Source organism: Streptococcus mitis (genome assembly GCF_946190375.1).
GTDB classification, from domain to species: Bacteria; Bacillota; Bacilli; order Lactobacillales; family Streptococcaceae; genus Streptococcus; species Streptococcus mitis_CJ.
The window spans coordinates 1-20236 of the sequence record NZ_CAMIAF010000007.1; the positions used below are offsets into that span (position 1 = coordinate 1).

General features: G+C 40.3%; 7 protein-coding genes and 1 pseudogene. 1 reads left to right on the forward strand and 7 read right to left on the reverse strand.

What is annotated here, in order from left to right; translation table 11 throughout:
• From N8M09_RS04270 to N8M09_RS04300, 7 genes and pseudogenes are all read right to left on the reverse strand, one after another.
• Window positions 1–5408: DUF1542 domain-containing protein (locus N8M09_RS04270; RefSeq protein ID WP_261064047.1), on the reverse strand; the 5408-nt coding region annotated here is incomplete at its 3' end.
• A 417-nt stretch (window positions 5409–5825) separates the two neighbouring features.
• Window positions 5826–6230 (reverse strand): annotated as a pseudogene (locus N8M09_RS04275) (RpnC/YadD family protein); the annotation flags it as partial.
• A gap of 7 nt (window positions 6231–6237) precedes the next feature.
• Complete coding sequence (locus tag N8M09_RS04280) at window positions 6238–7140, reverse strand: Rpn family recombination-promoting nuclease/putative transposase (RefSeq protein ID WP_261064049.1); 903 nt, start codon at window positions 7138–7140, stop codon at window positions 6238–6240.
• 100 nt (window positions 7141–7240) lie between these two features.
• Window positions 7241–8929, reverse strand: coding sequence for an alpha-L-fucosidase (locus N8M09_RS04285; RefSeq protein ID WP_261064051.1), 1689 nt, complete (start codon window positions 8927–8929; stop codon window positions 7241–7243).
• Between the two features lies 1 nt (window position 8930).
• A complete protein-coding gene (locus N8M09_RS04290) occupies window positions 8931–12719 on the reverse strand; it encodes a DUF4982 domain-containing protein (RefSeq protein WP_261064053.1) in 3789 nt (1262 codons plus the stop codon).
• Window positions 12720–12956: 237 nt separating this feature from the next.
• Window positions 12957–17474 carry a ZmpA/ZmpB/ZmpC family metallo-endopeptidase gene (locus N8M09_RS04295; RefSeq protein WP_261064055.1) on the reverse strand — a complete coding sequence of 1506 codons (4518 nt, stop codon included), beginning with the start codon at window positions 17472–17474 and terminating at the stop codon, window positions 12957–12959.
• A gap of 201 nt (window positions 17475–17675) precedes the next feature.
• The gene (locus N8M09_RS04300; protein ID WP_004235732.1) at window positions 17676–18560 is read right to left on the reverse strand and encodes an SPFH domain-containing protein; all 885 of its coding nucleotides are present in this window, start codon (window positions 18558–18560) and stop codon (window positions 17676–17678) included.
• A gap of 257 nt (window positions 18561–18817) precedes the next feature.
• Between N8M09_RS04300 and N8M09_RS04305 the strand changes: the two genes are divergently transcribed.
• Window positions 18818–19675: a 5'-nucleotidase, lipoprotein e(P4) family gene (locus N8M09_RS04305; protein WP_261064057.1), complete on the forward strand. Its 858-nt coding sequence runs from the start codon at window positions 18818–18820 to the stop codon at window positions 19673–19675.
• Window positions 19676–20236 lie beyond the last annotated feature (561 nt).

The window sequence follows — 20236 nt, forward strand, 5'->3', positions numbered from 1 at the left end:
ATCGCTTTCTTCTCAGCGTCTGTAAGTTTTTCTGGATTTGCTACTACTGTCTTATCTGCTGGTTTAACGATGTCGTTACCTGCATTTGGTTTAGTTGCAGCTTCTGGATCTTTCGTCAAGTCTGCTGCTGGAATTACAGCTGTCTTACCTTCTGGAGTTGTGACTGTCGCATTTCCTTTATCATCTACAACTACTGTTGCATCTGGATTTACAGCTTTAACTTTATCTTCGATCGCTTTCTTCTCAGCGTCTGTAAGTTTTTCTGGATTTGCTACTACTGTCTTATCTGCTGGTTTAACGATGTCGTTACCTGCATTTGGTTTAGTTGCAGCTTCTGGATCTTTCGTCAAGTCTGCTGCTGGAATTACAGCTGTCTTACCTTCTGGAGTTGTGACTGTCGCATTTCCTTTATCGTCTACTGCTACTGTTGCATCTGGGTTTACAGCCTTAACTTTATCTTCGATCGCTTTCTTCTCTTCTGGAGTTAAGTTAGCTGGATCTTTAACTGCTGTCTTATCTGCTGGTTTGTTTACGTTGTTTCCTGCTTCTGGCTTAGCTGCATCTGCTGCTGACTTAGTTAAGTCTGTTGCTGGAATTACCGCTGTCTTACCTTCTGGTGTTGTGACTGTTGCGTTTCCTTTGTCGTCTACTACTACAGTTGCACCTGGATTTACTGCTTTAACTTTATCTTCAATTGCTTTTTTCTCAGCATCTGTAAGTTTAGCTGGATTTGCTACTACAGTCTTATCTGCTGGGTTTACAATGTCATTTCCTGCATTTGGTGTAGTTGCATCTGCTTCTGATCTGAATAAATCTTCTGATGGGATTGTTGCTGTAGTTCCATCTTTTAGAGTAACTGTCGCATTACCATCTTCGTCAAATTTAACAGATTTAGTTTCTGGGTTTAATTCTCTTAATTTTGCTTCTACTTTAGCTTGATCATCTGGATCATTTGCTTCACCAACTACTTTGTCTGCTGGTTTAACAATATTAGAGTTACCTGCTCCAGCTTTTGCTGTATCTTCTTTAGTTCTTACTAAATCTGATGCTGGAATTGCAGCAGTTTTACCATCTGAAGTAGAAACAGAAACAGTTCCGTTTTCATCTATTGTTACGATAGCATCTGGATTTACTTCTTCAACTTTAGCAACAATCTTAGCTTTTTCTTCATCTGTTAATGCACTTGGATCTTTTACTAGAACTTTATCAAGTGGTTTATGAATATCATTTCCACCTTTACCGTTATCTAACTGGTCCTCAGTTTTCACTAATTTTGTTGGATTGATAATTCCTTTATCGCCAGCTTCTGTTGTTACTTCGATGTTTCCATTTTCATCATATTTAACCTCTTTAGCTGTCGGATTAACTTTCTTAACTTCTTCTAAGACTTTAGCTTTTTCTTCATCTGTTAATGCACTTGGGTCTTTTACTAGAACTTTATCGATTGGTCTATTGATATCTCCAATTGCTTTAATAGCTGCTTTATCTGCTTCTTCTATTGTATTAACATCTTCTACACTAGTTACTGCATCAATTGCTGCTTTTGCTTTTTCAGCAACTTTATCTGCTTTAGCTTTTAATTTAGCTTTAGCTTTAGGAGTTAGATCGTTACGCGCATCGATTTCTGCTTTCTTAGCTGTTGCTTCTTCATCAATTGCTTTACGAGCATTTGGCTTATCTTCTACAACAGGAAGTTCATCGATTGTACCTTTAGTATCTCCTTCGCCAACAGCCTTATCTTTTTCAGCTTTAACTGCAGCATCTGTCGTTGCTTTATCAACTGCTGCTTTTGCTGCTTCAGCGGCTGCTTTTGCTTTTTCAGCGGCTGCTGCTTTTTCTTCATCAGTTGCATCTGGAGTGTTAGCAATATCTTCCAATTGTTTTGCTAATTTATCTTCGATTGCTTTCTTGGCTGCTGGTTTAGTTACTGCTTCTGGATTTACAGCTGCAACTTCATCTACACCTGATTTCTTAGCTGCGTCTACTGCTGCATCTGTTGTTGCTGCATCGACTGCTGCTTTAGCTTTTTCAGCGGCTGCTTTAGCTTCTTCCTTAGCGGCTTTCTTCTCGTCATCAGTTAAGTCTGGACGAGCGTCAATTGCTGCTTCTTTAGCTTTAAGTGCATCGTCAATCGCTTTCTTAGCTGCTGGTTTCTTAACTGCTACTGGATTTACTGCTGTAACTTCAGCTACACCTGTTTTCTTAGCCGCATCCACTGCATCTTGAGCTGTTTTAGCTGCTGCTGGTGTAGCTGCTGCATCAGGTTGTTCATTAATTTTCGCTAATTGTGCATCAGCTTTATCTTTTGCTTCTTTCTTAGCTGCAGTTTTTTCTTCATCTGTTAAGTCAGTACGCTTATCAATTTCGCTATTTTTATCTTCTAATGCTTTTGCAATTGCTTTCTTAGCTTCCGCTTTGGCTACTGGAGTTACATCTGCAACTGCTTTAGTTCCAGCTTCTTTAGCTTTAGTAACTTCTGCATCTGTTGTTGCTGCATCGACTGCTTCTTTAGCTTTATCAGCGGCTGCTTTAGCTGCATCCTTAGCGGCTTTCTTATCGTCATCTGTTAAATCAGTACGAGCGTCAATTGCTGCTTCTTTAGCTTTAAGAGCATCATCAACTGCTTTCTTAGCTTCTGGTTTTGCAGCTACTACTGGGTTATCTTTTGCGATTGCATCAGTTCCTGCGTTTTGTGCTTGAGTTAGAGCATCTTGAGTTTTAACAGTATCAGCATTAATTGCGTCAAGAGCTGCCTTCTTATCATTGTTTACTTTAGCAATTGCTGCATCTTTTTCTTCTTTGGTTGCAGCTTTATTACCATTGATTTTTTCAATTTGTGCAATAGCAGCTTGTTCTACTGCGTTAATTGCAGGTTGTTTATCAAGATTTACAATAACTGTATGAGTTAATTCATCTGATTCTTTTCCTTGGCTATCAATCGCTTTATATTTAACAACGTAACTTCCCGCAGTTGTTGTGTCTACAGTTTTAACAGATTCATCTCCATTTACTGAGATTACTTCAGCACGTACTTTAGTTCCAAGTGTTGCATCTTTATCATCTTCATGGTCTGCTACAGTAACAAGCGATGCTGGATTTACATTATCTCCTACATTTACTGTAGTTTCTGTTTGACCATTTTTAGAAGCAAGTGTTGGTTTTTCGTTAGTTACATTAACTGAATATTTCCCTGAGAAACTTCCATGAGAAGCTGAACCATTATGCGAAATGATTTGAATGTTATTATTTCCTTCAGCAACTGGTTTTGTCAGTGTTAATGTAATTGTATCAACAAATTTACCGTGGTCAACAGATTCAATAGTTGCTCTTTCTGGATTTTCTGTAATAGACCATCCTCTGTCTTCGCCTCGTTTCAATGTCACTTGAGGTGCTGAATTTGTTTCTTTATCTTTGTACCAGAAATATGAATATCCTGTATCGTGTGGAACTGTTAGTACAACTTTCTTAGCTCCAGCGACAACACTAGTTTTATCTTTAGCTGCCTCTGATGGTAAGATTTTTGATTCACCAATAGAAACTTCTAAGTCTGCCTTTTCGCTTTCAACACCATTAACAGTTTGTGTAACTTCAACCTTGTTCTTAGGAGCATAGAATGTTCTGGCTGCTTCACTTGCTCCAAATAATGCTTCGTTACTGTTCAATCCTTTGTCTAAAGCAAGTTTCCAGTTTCCATCCGCGCCAACTGTTGTCGTCTCTTCTGAAATCACTGTTGTTCCTTCTGGATTTTTAACAGTCACTTTAACGGTTGCTCCTGGTGTACCTGTTCCTGTAATTTCACTATCAGTAGAATAAATTGTATTCTTAGATTTAGTATTTACTGCTGGAGCAGCTCCTTGCACTTTTATCGTATGAGTGTAAACTGCAGATTCTTTACCTTGGCTATCTACTGCTTTATATTGAACGGTGTGTGTTGTACCACCTACTCCAAAATCTGCAGCTTCTAGAGTTGTTTTATTAGTATCTCCATTGATAGATACTACTGTAGCTGTACCTTTGGCACCCAATGTTGCGTTTTGATCATCTTCATGATCTGTTACTTTAGCAAGAGTTGAAAGATCTACATTTCCTCCCATAGGCACTACTGTTTCATCTGAACCTGTTGCTGATGATACTACTGGTGCTTCGTTAGTTACATTAACTGAATATTTCCCTGAGAAACTTCCATGAGAAGCTGAACCATTATGCGAAATGATTTGAATGTTATTATTTCCTTCAGCAACTGGTTTTGTCAGTGTTAATGTAATTGTATCAACAAATTTACCGTGGTCAACAGATTCAATAGTTGCTCTTTCTGGATTTTCTGTAATAGACCATCCTCTGTCTTCGCCTCGTTTCAATGTCACTTGAGGTGCTGAATTTGTTTCTTTATCTTTGTACCAGAAATATGAATATCCTGTATCGTGTGGAACTGTTAGTACAACTTTCTTAGCTCCAGCGACAACACTAGTTTTATCTTTAGCTGCCTCTGATGGTAAGATTTTTGATTCACCAATAGAAACTTCTAAGTCTGCCTTTTCGCTTTCAACACCATTAACAGTTTGTGTAACTTCAACCTTGTTCTTAGGAGCATAGAATGTTCTGGCTGCTTCACTTGCTCCAAATAATGCTTCGTTACTGTTCAATCCTTTGTCTAAAGCAAGTTTCCAGTTTCCATCCGCGCCAACTGTTGTCGTCTCTTCTGAAATCACTGTTGTTCCTTCTGGATTTTTAACAGTCACTTTAACGGTTGCTCCTGGTGTACCTGTTCCTGTAATTTCACTATCAGTAGAATAAATTGTATTCTTAGATTTAGTATTTACTGTACGGAAATCATTATTTTTATCTAATTCTTTCCCGTTACGTTCGTCTTTTGAACCGGTATTTTCGATTGAGTTAGTTCCAGCTTTTGGTTCTGTGTTTTCAGCTGACTTACCTACAGTTTCTTTACCTTCGGTTGTGTCTACTGCTGGAGTTTCTTTTTTCTCTACAGGTTTGCTTCTTAATTTAGAGTTAGCTGTAAGGAAAAGTTTTCTGTAAGCTTTTGTTAATTCAGCTTGAGTTGTTGCGTTTGCTAATGTAGTTTTTGCAGCTTCTAGGTCTGCTTTTAATAATGCTACAGATTCTTCTGTTTTGTTATCGTAAGAACCGTTAGAAAGTTTTGTTTCAATTTCTGAAATATAGCTTTCAAGTTGGGCCTTATCCAAAGTTGGAGTTGCTGACGGAGCAACAGCTGTGTCTCCAGGTTGGATTTGATCCGCTTGGACAGATACAGCTCCATTACCTAAGAACATGAAAAGAGCAGCGACCGCTACACTAGCCGCTCCAAAGCTATATTTACGAATCGAGTAACGCGTGACCTTTTCGCGGTGCAGACGTTCAACACGACTCATAGATGGTTTGTTTTCCATTATTTTCTTTTCTCCTTTTGTGAGGTTAATTGATTTGATTTCCACATGACACCTGCATACAGAAATCTACAATTTACATTTTATCTTATTTTCAATATATATGCAAATAATTTGATTTGAAATTTTCGCAAAAAAAAAAAAAGCGTTTTGGGAAAGTAAGGAATTTTCAGATAAATTCTATTAGTATTTTTTTGCGTTTTCGTGAATAAATAATGCAAAGTTATTCTATTAATTTCTCAAGTTTTTAACATTCATTCATAAAGATAGCGTATTCATATAGGATTAGTGGTAAAATAAATAAGTTTGAGGGGTGAAATAAACTATTTTTGCATTGCATAAGAAAAAATTATCCGTAAAAAATATGAACCCAAAATAAAACATGCCACCTCATTTCGGTAACATGTCATCGTTTTCTACTTACAACAAGGCCTCAAACTCAGCGACAGTCATTCCCAATTGCTCACTCGCAACCTCGGAAGTCAGAAAACCTTGACGGACCATATCCAGAAAGGCAAAAAGTTTCCCTTCTTCCCTTCCTTCAACTTTCCCGCGCTCTAAACCTTGTTCAATACCTTCTGCGCGACCACGTTCTAAGCCTTTTTCTTCAGCTCGTTCCAAGGCATAGTTATGTGCTAACAAGGCTTGTTCTTCGCGCATATGTAGTTGACTAAGCAGCTTCCTGTCATCCTCAGACCAGCTCTTGTAGTCTAGCAGTTGGTCTGCTTGGCTGATAGCTCGCTCAGGTTGTTGGGTAAAGGGCTTATTCCCAAAAAACTCCAACCACGGTTTGCGAACGCTATCCTTGCTGGTTTCTCTGTATTTTTAGGTCTTATTTATGATGGTCTTTCAAGAGTTCTTCAAACTCAGCCACGGTCATGCCTAATTGCTCACTCGCAAATTCAGAAGTTAAAACATGTTGGCGAACCATGTCTAAGAAGACAAAAAGTTTTCCACGTTCAAGACCACGCTTTAAACCTTTTTCTTCAGCTTGTTCCAAGGCATAGTCCTGTGCCAACAATGCCTGTTCTTCTCGCATACGTAGTTGACTAAACATTTTCCTGTCCTCCTCAGACCAGCTCTTGTAGTCCAGCAGTTGGTCTGCCTGGCTGATGGCTCGCTCAGGTTGTTGGGTAAAGGGCTTGTTACCAAAAAACTCCAACCACGGCTTGCGAACGCTATCCTTGCTGGTTTCTCTGTATTTTTTTAATTCCAAGAATGCCATCTTGACCAAATGGTTTTCTTGTTCATTATTTGTGATGGTTAAGGCTTCACCTGTCGTGTCCTCTCGCATGCTAAAGCTATGAAAAGCCAAGTCATCTGAGAAGTAATTACTATCTACAATAGCAATAGCGTATACTGGGGCAATGTGTTTGTAGCTCTGGTGAGTATCACCTTCACGTTGACGAATTTTTTCAAGATTTTGATTGACCTGACTGCACAGGTAAGCCCACAGGCGATTGATGAAAAAATTCTGATGATGAACTTGAATTTCAATAATTACTTGTGTCCCATTGTCCAACTCCGCTAAGACGTCTATACTGGTATAGAAATCCTGGGCCGAGTACGGCAAGGAAGGTAGTACATGAATATTGCTCCCCTCCAAAATGGTCACATTTTTAGCTGGTAAGTCCAGCATATCGCGAATAAACTGACAAGTGATTTCTGGATTGCTAAAGATTTTCTTAGCAACCAAGTCATGGGTTGGGCTGATGCCCGGATGTCTTAAAATCATCCATTTCCTCCTTCTATTATACCATATTTTAAAATCTAATTTTGCTAGATTCGATGGTTCTATCTATTTATTCGAAAAGGAAATGAATTGTGAAGATATTTTATCTCGTTTCAACTAAAATATGAGCTTGATCAACCAACTGTCCATCAACAGTTAGATTCAGATAGAAATCTAAGGTCTTATCAGCAGCAAAATACAGGGTTGGTATGGTCAAATCTTTTTTGCTTTCCTCAGCTTGGAATTGAAGGACTTGAATTTCGTCCTGATAGGCGACACCATGGACACCTGTCCCCGGTTGAATCGAAATCTTAGCCTCCAAAGGAGTATTACTTTCGCTACGTTCAATCCTAAAATGAAGAGTCTCTCCCTTTGCCACAGCTAGACTTTTTTCTGCAAATGCTAGTCCCTGAACAACCTCTTTTTGTGATAATCTAGGAGTTTTATAGAGGGAAATCTTGGTCAATACAGGTAAATCCTGTGACTCTGTAATCATCACGCGCACCTTCTGTGCCTCTACTAGCGGACCTCGCAGGAGACGCTTATGACCAACTGTAAAGCCCTTACCAAATTCCTGCCAGACACCATCCACCTCTACTTGCACATGAAAAGCAGCGATTCGTTGCCCTAACTTCAAATCTTCTCTTAACTCAATTACATCAAAAGTTTTAGGTGACCCTAAGTCTAGTTCTAGCTGGATGGGCAGGTCTGCATCGCTTGCCCAAGAGCTGCTTTCAAGGCCATCTGTCAGATGGTGACAAGCAAAGTCTGCGGAAAGAGCTGGACCAGATACCTTAGCTCCCAGAGCCAAATCTTCTTTATAGAACTCATTGCGATAGGTCGCAAATTCATAAAGTCGTTCAATATCCTTTGCATCAAAGAGCCCATCTTGATTCGGCGGAATATTAAGTAGGAGCGGGGTTCCTCTCCCCACTGAGTGAAAATAGATTTCGACCAACTCCTCAAGTGACTTAGGATCCTGCTCTTCATGGTAAAACCAACCTGGCCGGATGGAAACATCTGCCTCTCCGATTGAAAAAATCATGCCCGAGGGATCTCCGTGCTGAAGATAGTCCAGCTCTGCTTCTGTTCCTAGTTTATCAGGATTCACCTTTTGCCATAGAGGATCACCTGCATACCCTCGTTCATTGCCAATCCAGCGTATACTGGTGCCTTCTGTTGAAAAAATTAAGCAATCGCCCTGCAGGTCACGAATGGTTTCAAACCATTTTTCAAATTCATAATTGACCTTTTGAGCGCCCTCTCCTCTGGCACCATCCATCCAGATCTCAGCAAATTTCCCTCCATTTCCATAGGCAGGATTTGATAAAATCTCCTTCAGCTGAGCCAGATAATAGGCATTATAGTCCGCTTCTCGGTCCACATGATAGAGGGGGCTTTGGGCGTCCCACGGCGATAGGTAGACCCCCATATCCATATCAAACTCTGTGGCAGCTTGGGATACTTCAAGGAGCAAGTCCCCCTCTCCATTCCTCCAAGGACTGGCCTTGATCGAATAATCTGTGTGAGCTGTCGGATAGAGGACAAAGCCATCGTGGTGCTTGACCACCAAAATCAACTTCTTAAAGCCCGTTTCCTTGAGCACTCGAACCCACTCACGCGCATCTAACTGTGTCGGGTTAAAGCGTTCAGGATCCTCCTGACCTGTCCCCCATTCCTGATCATAAAAGGTATTTGGGCCAAAATGGATAAAGGCTGCTAGTTCATCCTCTAAATACTCTAGCTGGGCCTGACTAGGCAAGGGCCCATGCGGTTTTATTTCTCTTACCATACTACTTCCTATCTACACTTTTCTTTACTTTTTTGGCATGTACTTGCAATTCTGTTAGCGCTAGGGGACTGGTCAAACCTTCAAATCGAAGACGAAGGGCATAGGTTTCCACCTTATCAAATTCAAAACGAAGCTCCTCATCCTTATCACTTGAAACTTTTCTAATAGCTGATACAGGGCGCCAATTCTCCTCTGGCTTGAGCAAGGAATCCTTATCCAAATGGTTGGGAGTCCGAGGTAAAGTAGGCTCATTCCCTACATAATAATCAATAAAAGTAGGCTCCATCGCCACGTATTCTTGATTCTCAACATAATACAAGGTCACGTTATCCACAAATCGCGGTTTTAAAATGCCTGCGTCTCCAAAAAGAATGCCCACGCTGGCTTGCTCTGACTTGTCAATCCAAGTATTGGCTGTCGATTTTTTCCGAGCAATGACCTTGTCATTGAGGTAAGAGGCTGGGTGATTTGGCTCTGAATGAGAAGCAAAAACCAGAGGCAGGTTGGACCCTGTCCACTGATTGGAAATAACTTCCCCATCTACACTAGCATCTGTCACATGAATAGTGACTGTTGCTGGCAACTCACAGCCCGCTACCTGTCCTGTGAGAACGCATTCTCCTACCTGAGCATAGACTTGAGAATCAAGCTCATCCCAAGTCACCTTGGCCGTATCTCGTCTGCCATCTGATAAGACTAGCTTGACTCGGTCTGGTAAGTGTGGGGCTTCCTTGACAAGCGTCCAGACCCTTTCAGGATTAATAGCACAAATCCCTTGAACACAAATCTGAGCAGAAGCCTTTATATCCAGCCCCTCAAGATGACCAGATACCGTAAATTCATGAAAGTTTTCCAGATCTTTTTCCGAGATTGCCTCCCAAACAACCTTTACTCGTTTTGCACCGCCAAACTCATAGTCCACCAAAACTGAAGATGCCAACTGTGGATAAGTTCCCTTAGCTGTATACAAGCGAAGTGGTCGTACAGAAACTGCTTGCCCTAGTGAGGTATTTTCTGCCACCTGCAAATGAGTTTGATAGGCCTTCCCTTGATAAATAGCACTAATAACCAAGTCTCCTGCAGACAAGCAATGAAGCACTCCCTGCTTGATAATGGCGTGGGCACTACCACTCGTCTCCCAAATCACTTCACTATTCCCCACCTTGTTCACAGGGTTATCCACAGTTTGTGGATAAAGTCCAATAGCTGGGGAAGCCCCTTCTTGTAATCCTGCCTGCTTGTCCACTCGAATCTCAAATAAGCGCTGGTTTTTCACTGGCTGGCAATCAAAAGCCTCTCCCACTAAGAGATCAAAACTTGCTGTCTCTAGTCCTCTGGCACTAGCCTTTACTCTCACTAGACCCACCTGCTCCAAGCTCTGAACTAAAACAACACCCCTGCCATGAAAGGCTTTCCTCTTAAACCGACCATTTTTCTGAGCCTTGTAACGTTCACGACTGGCCTGCCTACCATTATCCACACCTACAATGCGAGCAGGGCCTTCAATTTCAAAATGAAGTTGATTGGAAGCAGTCGGCACCCAATTTCCATCCTTGTCCAATACATCAAAATAGAGATAGAGGAGGTCTTGCCCATCTGGCTCCAGTTGTGATTTCTCGGCATGTAACCCGATTTTGGTTGGCTTACCTGCAGTCACCACCCTATCTTCTGCCACAAGCTGACCTTTACGGTCATAGGCCACAGCACGCAATTCTCCCGGTTGATAGGGCAAACGCCATTCAAGATAGAGCTGGTCATAACCTTGTCCCTCTTGGTATTTTCTACCATCTGAAGTCCATTTTTCCTGAAAAGTCTTTCTGCCTTGGGATTTTCCATTGAGAAATAGCTCTACTGAACTAGCATTTGAATACACTCTAACAGGGATATCCCCATACTTATCCACAACTTGTTGATAACTCTTGTGGATTTCCCAATTCCAGTGGGGTAAAATATGAACCATAGGATGCTGATCCAGATCCAACCACTGACTTTGATAGAGATAATAGTCATTTTTAGGAATCCCTGCTGTGTCCACAATCCCAAAATAAGAACTCTTGACAGGCGTGTCATTTTGATTGTGCCAAGGAGTCGGCTCACCAATATAGTCCACTCCTGTCCAGATAAACTGACCTGCATAGTCTAGACGATTTCTATCTGCTATCCAAGAAGCCGTCGCTGTCTTCCCCCAAGGAACCCGATCATTGCCATAGTCCGACTGTTCAAAATTTCGCAAGCGGCGATTATCCCCAACCCATTCCTTATCTGGGCGAAAATAGCTGTCACGCGTCCTTGTAGCCGATGAGGTTTCAGATCCGTAAAGTCGCCACTTGGGATGTCTTTTGCGAATCCCATCAATATTGTCTTCTGAGTAATTCAAACCCACTACATCCAACAAATCAGCAATCTTTTCATGACCTCCAGAACCATCGCCAAAGCGGAATTGATCCATTCCCATGGTCACAAAACGACTATCATCCACTTCCTTGACCCTTCCTAGCAAGCGTTTGATAGTCTTCAATGAATGAGCATCGCCATTTGCTTCACTGACTTCATTTCCCAAGGACCACATAAAGATAGCTGGATTGTTCTTACCACGTTCAATCATAGTGCGCAAATCATAATCTGACCAGAAATCGCCTGCTTTCGCTTCTGGATGAGTCGCTTCTTCCTCAAAAAAGCGACCATAATCATATTCTTTCTTGCCTCCATACCAGGTATCAAAGGCTTCTTCTTGGATGAGTAGGCCCATTTTGGCAGCCACATCTAGCAAGATGCTACTGCCTGGATTATGGGTGATTCGAATCGCATTGACACCCATTTCCTTCATCTGGCGCAATCGTCTCTCAGTAGCTGACCTGTTTCCCACAGCTCCCAGCGCTCCATAGTCATGGTGGAGACAAACCCCATGAATCTTCAACCAGCGACCATTTAGAAAGAGACCCTTATCCGCTTGCCAATCCATATAACGGTAACCAAAGGTCTCCTCTTCTTCATCAACTAAAATTCCATTTTTGTAAAGGCGATTCTTCAATTGGTAAAGGTAAGGATGATCAATATCCCAAAGCAAAGGTTGGAAAATTGATATGGCTTGTTTGAAATGATGTTTTTCCCCAGGCTCGATCATTGCAGAGTCTGTTGCCTGCCAGTCAGAAATACGCTGTCCCTCATACCAGATACTCTGTTCTAAATATACCAACACAGACTGAGGCCCGTCATTTGAAACCTTGCTTTCAAGCTGAGTTTCAACCCATCCATCTCTTTGTTCCTCGAGCTTGGGACTTTCTATCTTAATCCCATATAAATCTATATGAACTGCATCTGTAATCAACAATTTTACTTCTCGGTAAATACCGCTACCAGAGTACCAACGACTGCTAGGTTGCTGATTGTCCACAAAAACTGCAAGCTGGTTGGCTGTACCATCATTTCTTAGATAAGGCGTGATATCATAAGAAAAGGGTGTATAGCCATTGGGATAATAGCCCAACACTTGCCCGTTTATATAGACTTGGGCATTCATGTAAACTCCATCAAAGAGCAAACGTACTGATACAAGACTGGTATCATCTTCCAAGTAGAACTGTGTACGGTACCAGGCCTGACCACCATTTAGCTGTCCACCCTCATTTTGCGCTGGCGAATACTGATCAAAATCATTGTAAATACTCCAGTCATGTGGCACTTGAATAGCCTGCCAATTTTCCCTCTGAAAATCCGACACCAAGGCTTCTTCTTTCCCCACCTCTTGACTAAAAAACCAGTGATTTCGTAAAACTTCTTCTCTTCTCATACAAGCATTCCTCTTTAAACGATTCGATTTACTTGACTATAGCACAAAACAAAAGCGCTTTCAATACGTCCTCCATCACTCCCTAAATACTCAGAAAAGATTCTATAATTTGTGGAGGAGTCTGAAAATCATTCCATATTCAAGCAAACTTTAATTTTCAAGAAATAAGGTCGAACCTTACAAGAGCCCAAAAAACACCCCTCTGAATGTTCATTCCAGAGAGATGTTCCTTTTGTCTTAACTATTGTAAATCGATTGTCTAAAGTCATCTGAATCTTTGAGATAAGCTTTATAAATCGCTTTTTTCAGTTTTTGAACTGGTGTTTCGATAAGCTCAAACTTTTTAGCCGTGATATTTCCTGCTTTTATCTGTTTCAACTCCTCTTGGACAGCTTTATGCATCAATTCACTTAACTTCTGACCTGTCAGACTTATTTGCTGACCTTCATATTGGATTGTCAAAGGTTTCAATTGATCAATCTTAGCTACCCTTTCCTTAAACTGTGCTTTTTTAAACTCAGCATAACTCTTACCATTCAAAATTTTATTGAAAATGTAAATATCAGATAAAGGCTTGTTCTCAGACTCTGCTGCTTGTTTGTATTGATTTGATACATAAGGTACAAATCCTTCATAATAGCCCAAAGCAGCCATCAATTCAAAGGCTTGTTTTCTAAAGGTGATATCCCCACTCATACCAGAGTCATTTTGACTAACACCATAAATGGTATCAAACATATCAACAGTATAGTAACCATTTGCTGCAATTTTACCTTTATCTGAAAAACCAGCAATGATATAACGATTGACTAGGATATGATTGTCAATCAAACTATCAATATCTGTCAATTTTTTGGCATCTTCTAAGGTCAGAGCTTGAATCTCCTCACTCTTATGAGTCGGTTTAACTGCTGTATTACGGTAATCTACCCAAGTTCTAGGACCTGTTGAAGTGATTGGCGTTATTTTTTTGAAATAACTCATCTTGTCTTCTGCAGATAAGCCTTTACTTGCTTCAGCTTCTAGGTAATCTAGAGTATAAAGGACATCGAAACTTCCCTTCATATAAGATTTCAAATCTTCTGCTGTTTTAAATCGATCAGGTGTTTTATTGTAAAATCCATTCTTATCACTCTCATCATATACAAAGTTGAGATTGAAATAAGTATCCTTTTCTGGATTATAGGAGTTTTCAAAAATACCACGCGCATAAAACTCTGCTCCTGTACCATCTCGACGACCGTGATTATTAAACAAGACCGTTCTATCTAGTAAGTGCGTCATTTCATGAGAATAAGTCGCTGAACCTCTATCATCCAAAACCCTATCTATAAAGTAACGGACACCTAATCCATTAGCCTCAGCTCCCACCTTACTTACTGGAGAATAGTAATTCATAGGAGTCATAAACTGGTCGACTCCCTTATCAGCTCCACTACCAGTAGCTGGTGACCAAGTGCTATCAATCTGTGCATTCGGATTACTTGTATATTTCTTCATCGTATCAATAATCAAGCGATTTGTCAGCAACTTATCACGATTTTCTGGTTTTGTTATACGATAAAGAGTATCAACATAGTTGGCTTGTTGTACAGCCGCCTTTTCAATTAAAGACTTGACTCTAGCAAGCTCAGCCTGGTACTTAGTTGGATTAGACTGGGCAAGAGAAGTATCTATATAGGAACCAATATTACCATAAGTAATCGTCGCCATATTACTAATCACGTAAACATTTGGTTCTTTCACATTCAAAAGTCCCAAAATAGCAGCCATATTAGCCTCTTGTTTACGAGGATCCTTTTCCCCAGCTGTCAACTTGCTATACAGACCGACATGCGCTGAAGGATTTTCCTTAGATGATTTTTCAACAATCATAGCTTGGCTAGATTTTTTAAGCCAAGTATCCGCATCATCTGACGTAAATAGTTGGCGATTGCTGTCTAAAAATTCCTTCAAGCTAGCCTTACCTGTAATGGTAGATAAATACTTTGTAAATGTTTGAGGACTATTGGTCAACTTCATCTCTTCATAAGACATAGATCCTAGTTTCTTCAAACTATCTAAGGCTGTCATTGTCTTATTACCAAATGAACTTGGATTAAAGGCCAGAATATCACGAATATTCGTGTCCCCAAATTGAATATTATAAAAACGATTGATATAAGACAGTCCCAACAAGATCTGCTCTTTGTATTGTTCAAGCTCTTGTTTGACCTTGCTGCGATTTTCAGGGGTATCTCCTATAATTCCCAATGTATGCGAGGCTATCTTTTTGAAACTTGACTCAGCTTGCGTCTTCGTCTGATCAAAGCTTTCTTGAATTGACAGTTTTTGAAGATACTCTGTGCGCAACATATCTTTGACTTCTTGGTCAGTGATATTTGGGTGTGTTTTTCTGAGCGCAATTCTCCTTGTTATAATATCTCGAGGATCATAGACAGGCTCCAACTGTGCTTTTAGTTTACTGTCATGTAAGAAGTCTACTGAGCTCGCGCTTGTGGTCAGAGCAGACACATCCACAGCATCTTCTCTCTCACTATTAGCTGGAAGTAAGTGTGGTTTATCCTCCTGACTACCAACTAAAACAACTCTCGGTTTCATTGGTTTTGTTATTTGGCTCGCTTCTTGGGGATTAACCAATTCACCAGTTTGTTCATTGATGGCGTAGGTTCTGGTAAGTGTATTTTCACCAACTTCACCCTCAGAAGCTATCTTTTCCATATTTTTAGCAAGAGAAGGATCCTCTCTTCGCTCCTCGGTAACAGAAATCGGTTGTATTACTTTTTCCACATTACCAACTTGAATCACTTTATCGACTGCTGAATTTACTTGTTTAGTAGTATCAGATACCGTCACCTGACCTGTTGCCTTGTCTAGTTGATAAGTCGTCCTAGTTTCCACCGAACCATCACGCCCTGCAACCGCTACTTTCTCTTGTCTGAACTCCAAAGCAGGATTCACTTGGTAAATCGTTTTATGAGATAGGACAGTAGTTTCAACACTCGGTTTAGTTCCAACTTCTACAACTTGATCAACTTTGTTAGCTACTATTTTGACAGTTTTATTCTCAGAAATATTTCCACTTGCTTGATCTTTAGTATAAGTAGTAGTAACTTGTTCTTGTCCCTCAACACCCGGAATTTTTACTCTTGTAACGCCGTGGTCTAGTTCCTCATTCTTTTCATAAACGGTTTCATAAGGGACGGCTTTGGTCTCCACTTTGGTCTGAGGAAGTTGAGTGTCTTCTTTATACTCTGGGAGAGTCTCCTGTATCTCAGGCTCACCGGAAACACCGCCTTCATAAGATGGAAGAGACGGCTCTACCGAAGGTTCACCGGAAACACCGCCTTCATAAGATGGAAGCATTGGTTCTACCAAGGACTCACCGGAAACACCGCCTTCATATGATGGAAGCGCTGGTTCTACCAAGGACTCACCGGAAACACCGCCTTCATAAGAGGGAAGGGACGGTTCCACCAAGGACTCGCCGGAAACACCGCCCTCATAAGATGGAAGAGACGGCTCTACCGAAGGATCACCGGAAACACCACCTTCATAAGAGGGAAGCGCTGGTTCTACCAAGGACTCACCGGAAACACCGCCTTCATAAGATAGAAGGGACGGTTCCACCAAGGATTCGCCGGAAACACCGCCCTCATAAGACGGAAGAGGTGGTTGGACTTCCGGGGCTAGGCTTATACCATTTTCTTGAGATGCCTTATCTTTTGTCCCAACCAGAATCACCTGAGTAACTGGTTCACGAAGCACCTCTCTCCCTATTTCATTGCGCGTAACCACACCATCAATAATCCTTACTTCTGTTAAGATTCGTTCTTGTCCCTTGGCACCTTCTATAGAAATTCTTTTTTCTCCCTTAGCCAGAGTTGGGTCAGATTGAAATTGAGTTTCAAACTCTATCTCCCCTATCCTAACTTCCAGTTCTGGCTTGTCTTCAATAACAGTTTTCATTCCTTCATCTGGTACTTTTTTAGACTCAATACTCATACTTTTTTCAGGAGTTGGATTTAAAACATGCTCAACTGCGTAGGATGGTTGAGGAGATTGCACAAGGTCTTCAGTCGAGCTAAAATGAGATGCCAACTGTGGTACAATCTTCTTAGACTGAGATTCTGAACTTTCCTCCTTTTGAGATAATACTGGCGACTCTACCTTATCAACAGAAAGTTCCTTGCTAGCACTATCTCTTACCAAATAATATCCCGTAAATTCATATCCTTGAACTGTTTCAGGACTTGGTAAAAACTGACCTTCTACTCTCTTAACAAGGGCTGGTTGCAATTCTACCAGATTTTCTAAAGCAGAGATGGATGCTCCCAAGCCACCAACAGCAAAGACTGTCACAAGGAAGTAAGACGCTCCCTTTTTTCTCTTGATTAAAGTGAAGGAAAGCAATAATAATCCTGCTCCCAAGATAAACATCCCATCATTAGAAAACAGACCTGTTTCTGGTAATCTTGTAGCCAATTTTCGATAGACAAAATAGTATTCTTTTCCCTCTTTTACCTCAATTTTATTCTCTTCAAACCATTGCAACTCAGATTTCAACTTTTCAGGTAAATCCTGCTCATCCAAGTAATGACTTGAAATTAGTGTTGAAGTCGTTTCTGTAGCCTGTACGGGTTGAGCCCCCATACCAGCAAAAAATAAACTCGTTCCTAGCAAGACCGAACAAGCTCCTATTGTATATTTTCTCAAAGAAAAACGCTGCTTTCTCTCAAATTGAAATTCTTTCATCCCATATCCTATCATTCATTATTACTGTATAGTTAGTATATCAGAAATAATTTGTATTCACAAATCTTTCTAGTTATTCCCTTATCATTCCAAATTAAGGGAAATAACATACAATAATTTTAGTTAAATGTATATCAATGTTCTTTGCTTTTCTTAACAAATGCAATGCAAAAAGAGCCTGTTGCCAAGCTCTTTAGTCTATTATTTCTTCTCAGCGCGAAGGGCTGACAAGATTTGAGTACGGATATCATCCACACCATTTGGCGTATTTGGTAAAAAGATAGTTTGGTTTCCTTTAGAGGCAAAGGTATTCAAGGTATCCAAATACTGGTTAGTCAAAAGAATGGACATGATTTGTTCTTCTGTCATGCCAACATTGGCTTCCTTGAGTTCGGTGATAGACTCTGCCAATCCATCCACAATCGCCTTACGTTGTTGGGCAATCCCCACACCATGAAGGCGGTCTTTTTCTGCTTCGGCTTCAGCTGCAGTGACGATTTTAATCTTGTCAGCTTCAGCCAATTCTTGCGCTGCAACACGCTTACGTTGGGCCGCATTGATTTCATTCATGGATTGCTTAACTTCTGCATCAGGTTCGACCTTGGTAATCAAGGTTTTCACGATAATATAACCGTAAGTTGTCATTTCTTCCGCTACTTGGTGTTGAACCTCAAGGGCAATCTCATCTTTTTTCTCAAACAATTCGTCCAAGGTTAATTTGGGAACGGAAGAGCGAAGGGCATCTTCGATATAAGATTTAATCTGAGATTCTGGACGCATGAGTTTATAGTAGGCATCTGTTACGCTCTGCTCATTGACACGATACTGGGTCGCTACATTCATCATAACGAACACATTGTCCTTGGTCTTGGTCTCAACCACAATATCGCTTTGCAACAAGCGCAACTGAATCCGCGCTGCAATCGAGTCAATTCCAAAAGGCAAGCGAATATGAATACCGCTATTGGCAACCTTTTGATATTTCCCAAAGCGTTCAATAATCGCCACCGACTGCTGACGAACCACATAAACTGTACTCAGTGTGACTATCACCAATAGGAGCACACAAACCACCACAAAAATCATCAAAAATGTTGCCATTATCGTGACCTCCATTATTATTTTTCCTGTATTATAGCACATTTAAAGAAGGCTGTGTAATTTTTACTGCGATTTTTCCTGAAATGTCAATAATTAGAGGTGAAACTACATTTCAAGTCAGCAATCGCTTTTTTCATTACATTAACTTCTATAGAATCTTCATCCATAGTCAGGGAATAACTTGCCTTAACTTTTCTCTCGTGCTATACTATTTATTGAAATGAATGAATAGGAGATATTTCATGAAAACAGCAAAAACTACTGTTACAATCCTTTCTACACTTGCTTCTGTCGTCTTATTGGCTAGTTGTGCAACAAAGTCTACAGAAACACAGACAAACAATAATAGCTCATCTGATAATCAGATTACATTGACATATGACCAACTACGGTCAAGAGAAAACACTATGTCAACTCTTTGGTATCAAAAATCAGCTGAAACTAAAGCTTTATACATACAGGGTTATAACGTTGCAACAAATCACCTAAAGGAATTGCTCAAAACAGAATCAGACAAACCTTACTCTATCGTTTTAGACTTGGATGAAACTGTCCTAGATAATAGCCCTTATCAAGTACAAAATGTCAAAGATGGTACAGCATTCACACCCGAAAATTGGGATATTTGGGTTCAAAAAGCTGCAGCAAAAGCTGTCCCAGGTGCCAAGGATTTTCTTCAATTTGCTGATCAAAACGGTGTCCAAATCTACTATATTTCTGACCGCTCATCTAATCAAGTAGATGCTACTATTAAAAATCTAGAAAGTGAAGGAATTCCTGTTCAAGGACGTGATCATCTCATGTTCTTAGAAAGTGGTGTAAAATCCAAAGAAGGTCGTCGCCAAAAAGTTCAAGAAAAAACAAATCTTATCTTATTGTTTGGTGATAACCTCGTAGACTTTGCAGATTTTTCTAAGACTTCTGAATCTGACCGTGATAAACAACTTGAAGAATTGCAAAAAGAATTCGGTGAAAAATTCATCATCTTCCCAAATCCAATGTACGGATCATGGGAATCAGCTGTATACGGTGGTAATAAACTAGATGCTAAAGGTCAAGTAGAAGAACGCCAAAAAGCCTTGCAAGGTTTTGATAAATAAAACAAATAAGCTGATTCTACATAAAATTAGGCTAACTTACAATCTTCAAAAAGTGGATAGGAAGGAATTCTGATAATCAGAAAACTTTCCTATCCACTTTTATAATTGATATAACATCAAGCTTTTATACATCTGATACTATACGTTTTTTGATTTTAAAGACTTTTTGCCTATCCCCTATATTTCAAGAATTAAGCAATCTTGATGATCTAAATTTAATGTGATATACTATTTTTGTCATCGGTTACCGATTACGTTCCTATGGGTTCGTGAGAGGAGGTGAAACTAATGAACCTTGCCCCAGAGCTCGTTCTTACTATTATAGCGGACGTCATAGCAGGAATTATCTTGTATTTCGTCTGCAAATGGCTAGATGGTAAGAAGTAGACCGACCGACTGACTAGCCTATCAACACCCGTTAAATCGCTAAGATACGTCAAAAAAGCCCTTAACTACTGCAATAGTTAGGGGCTTTGGTGTTCTAATGAACCTTGCCTATCAAGTTTATTCTAACATACAGGCCCAGATATTTCAAGAGTTTTATTTATTTTTTAAAGTTCT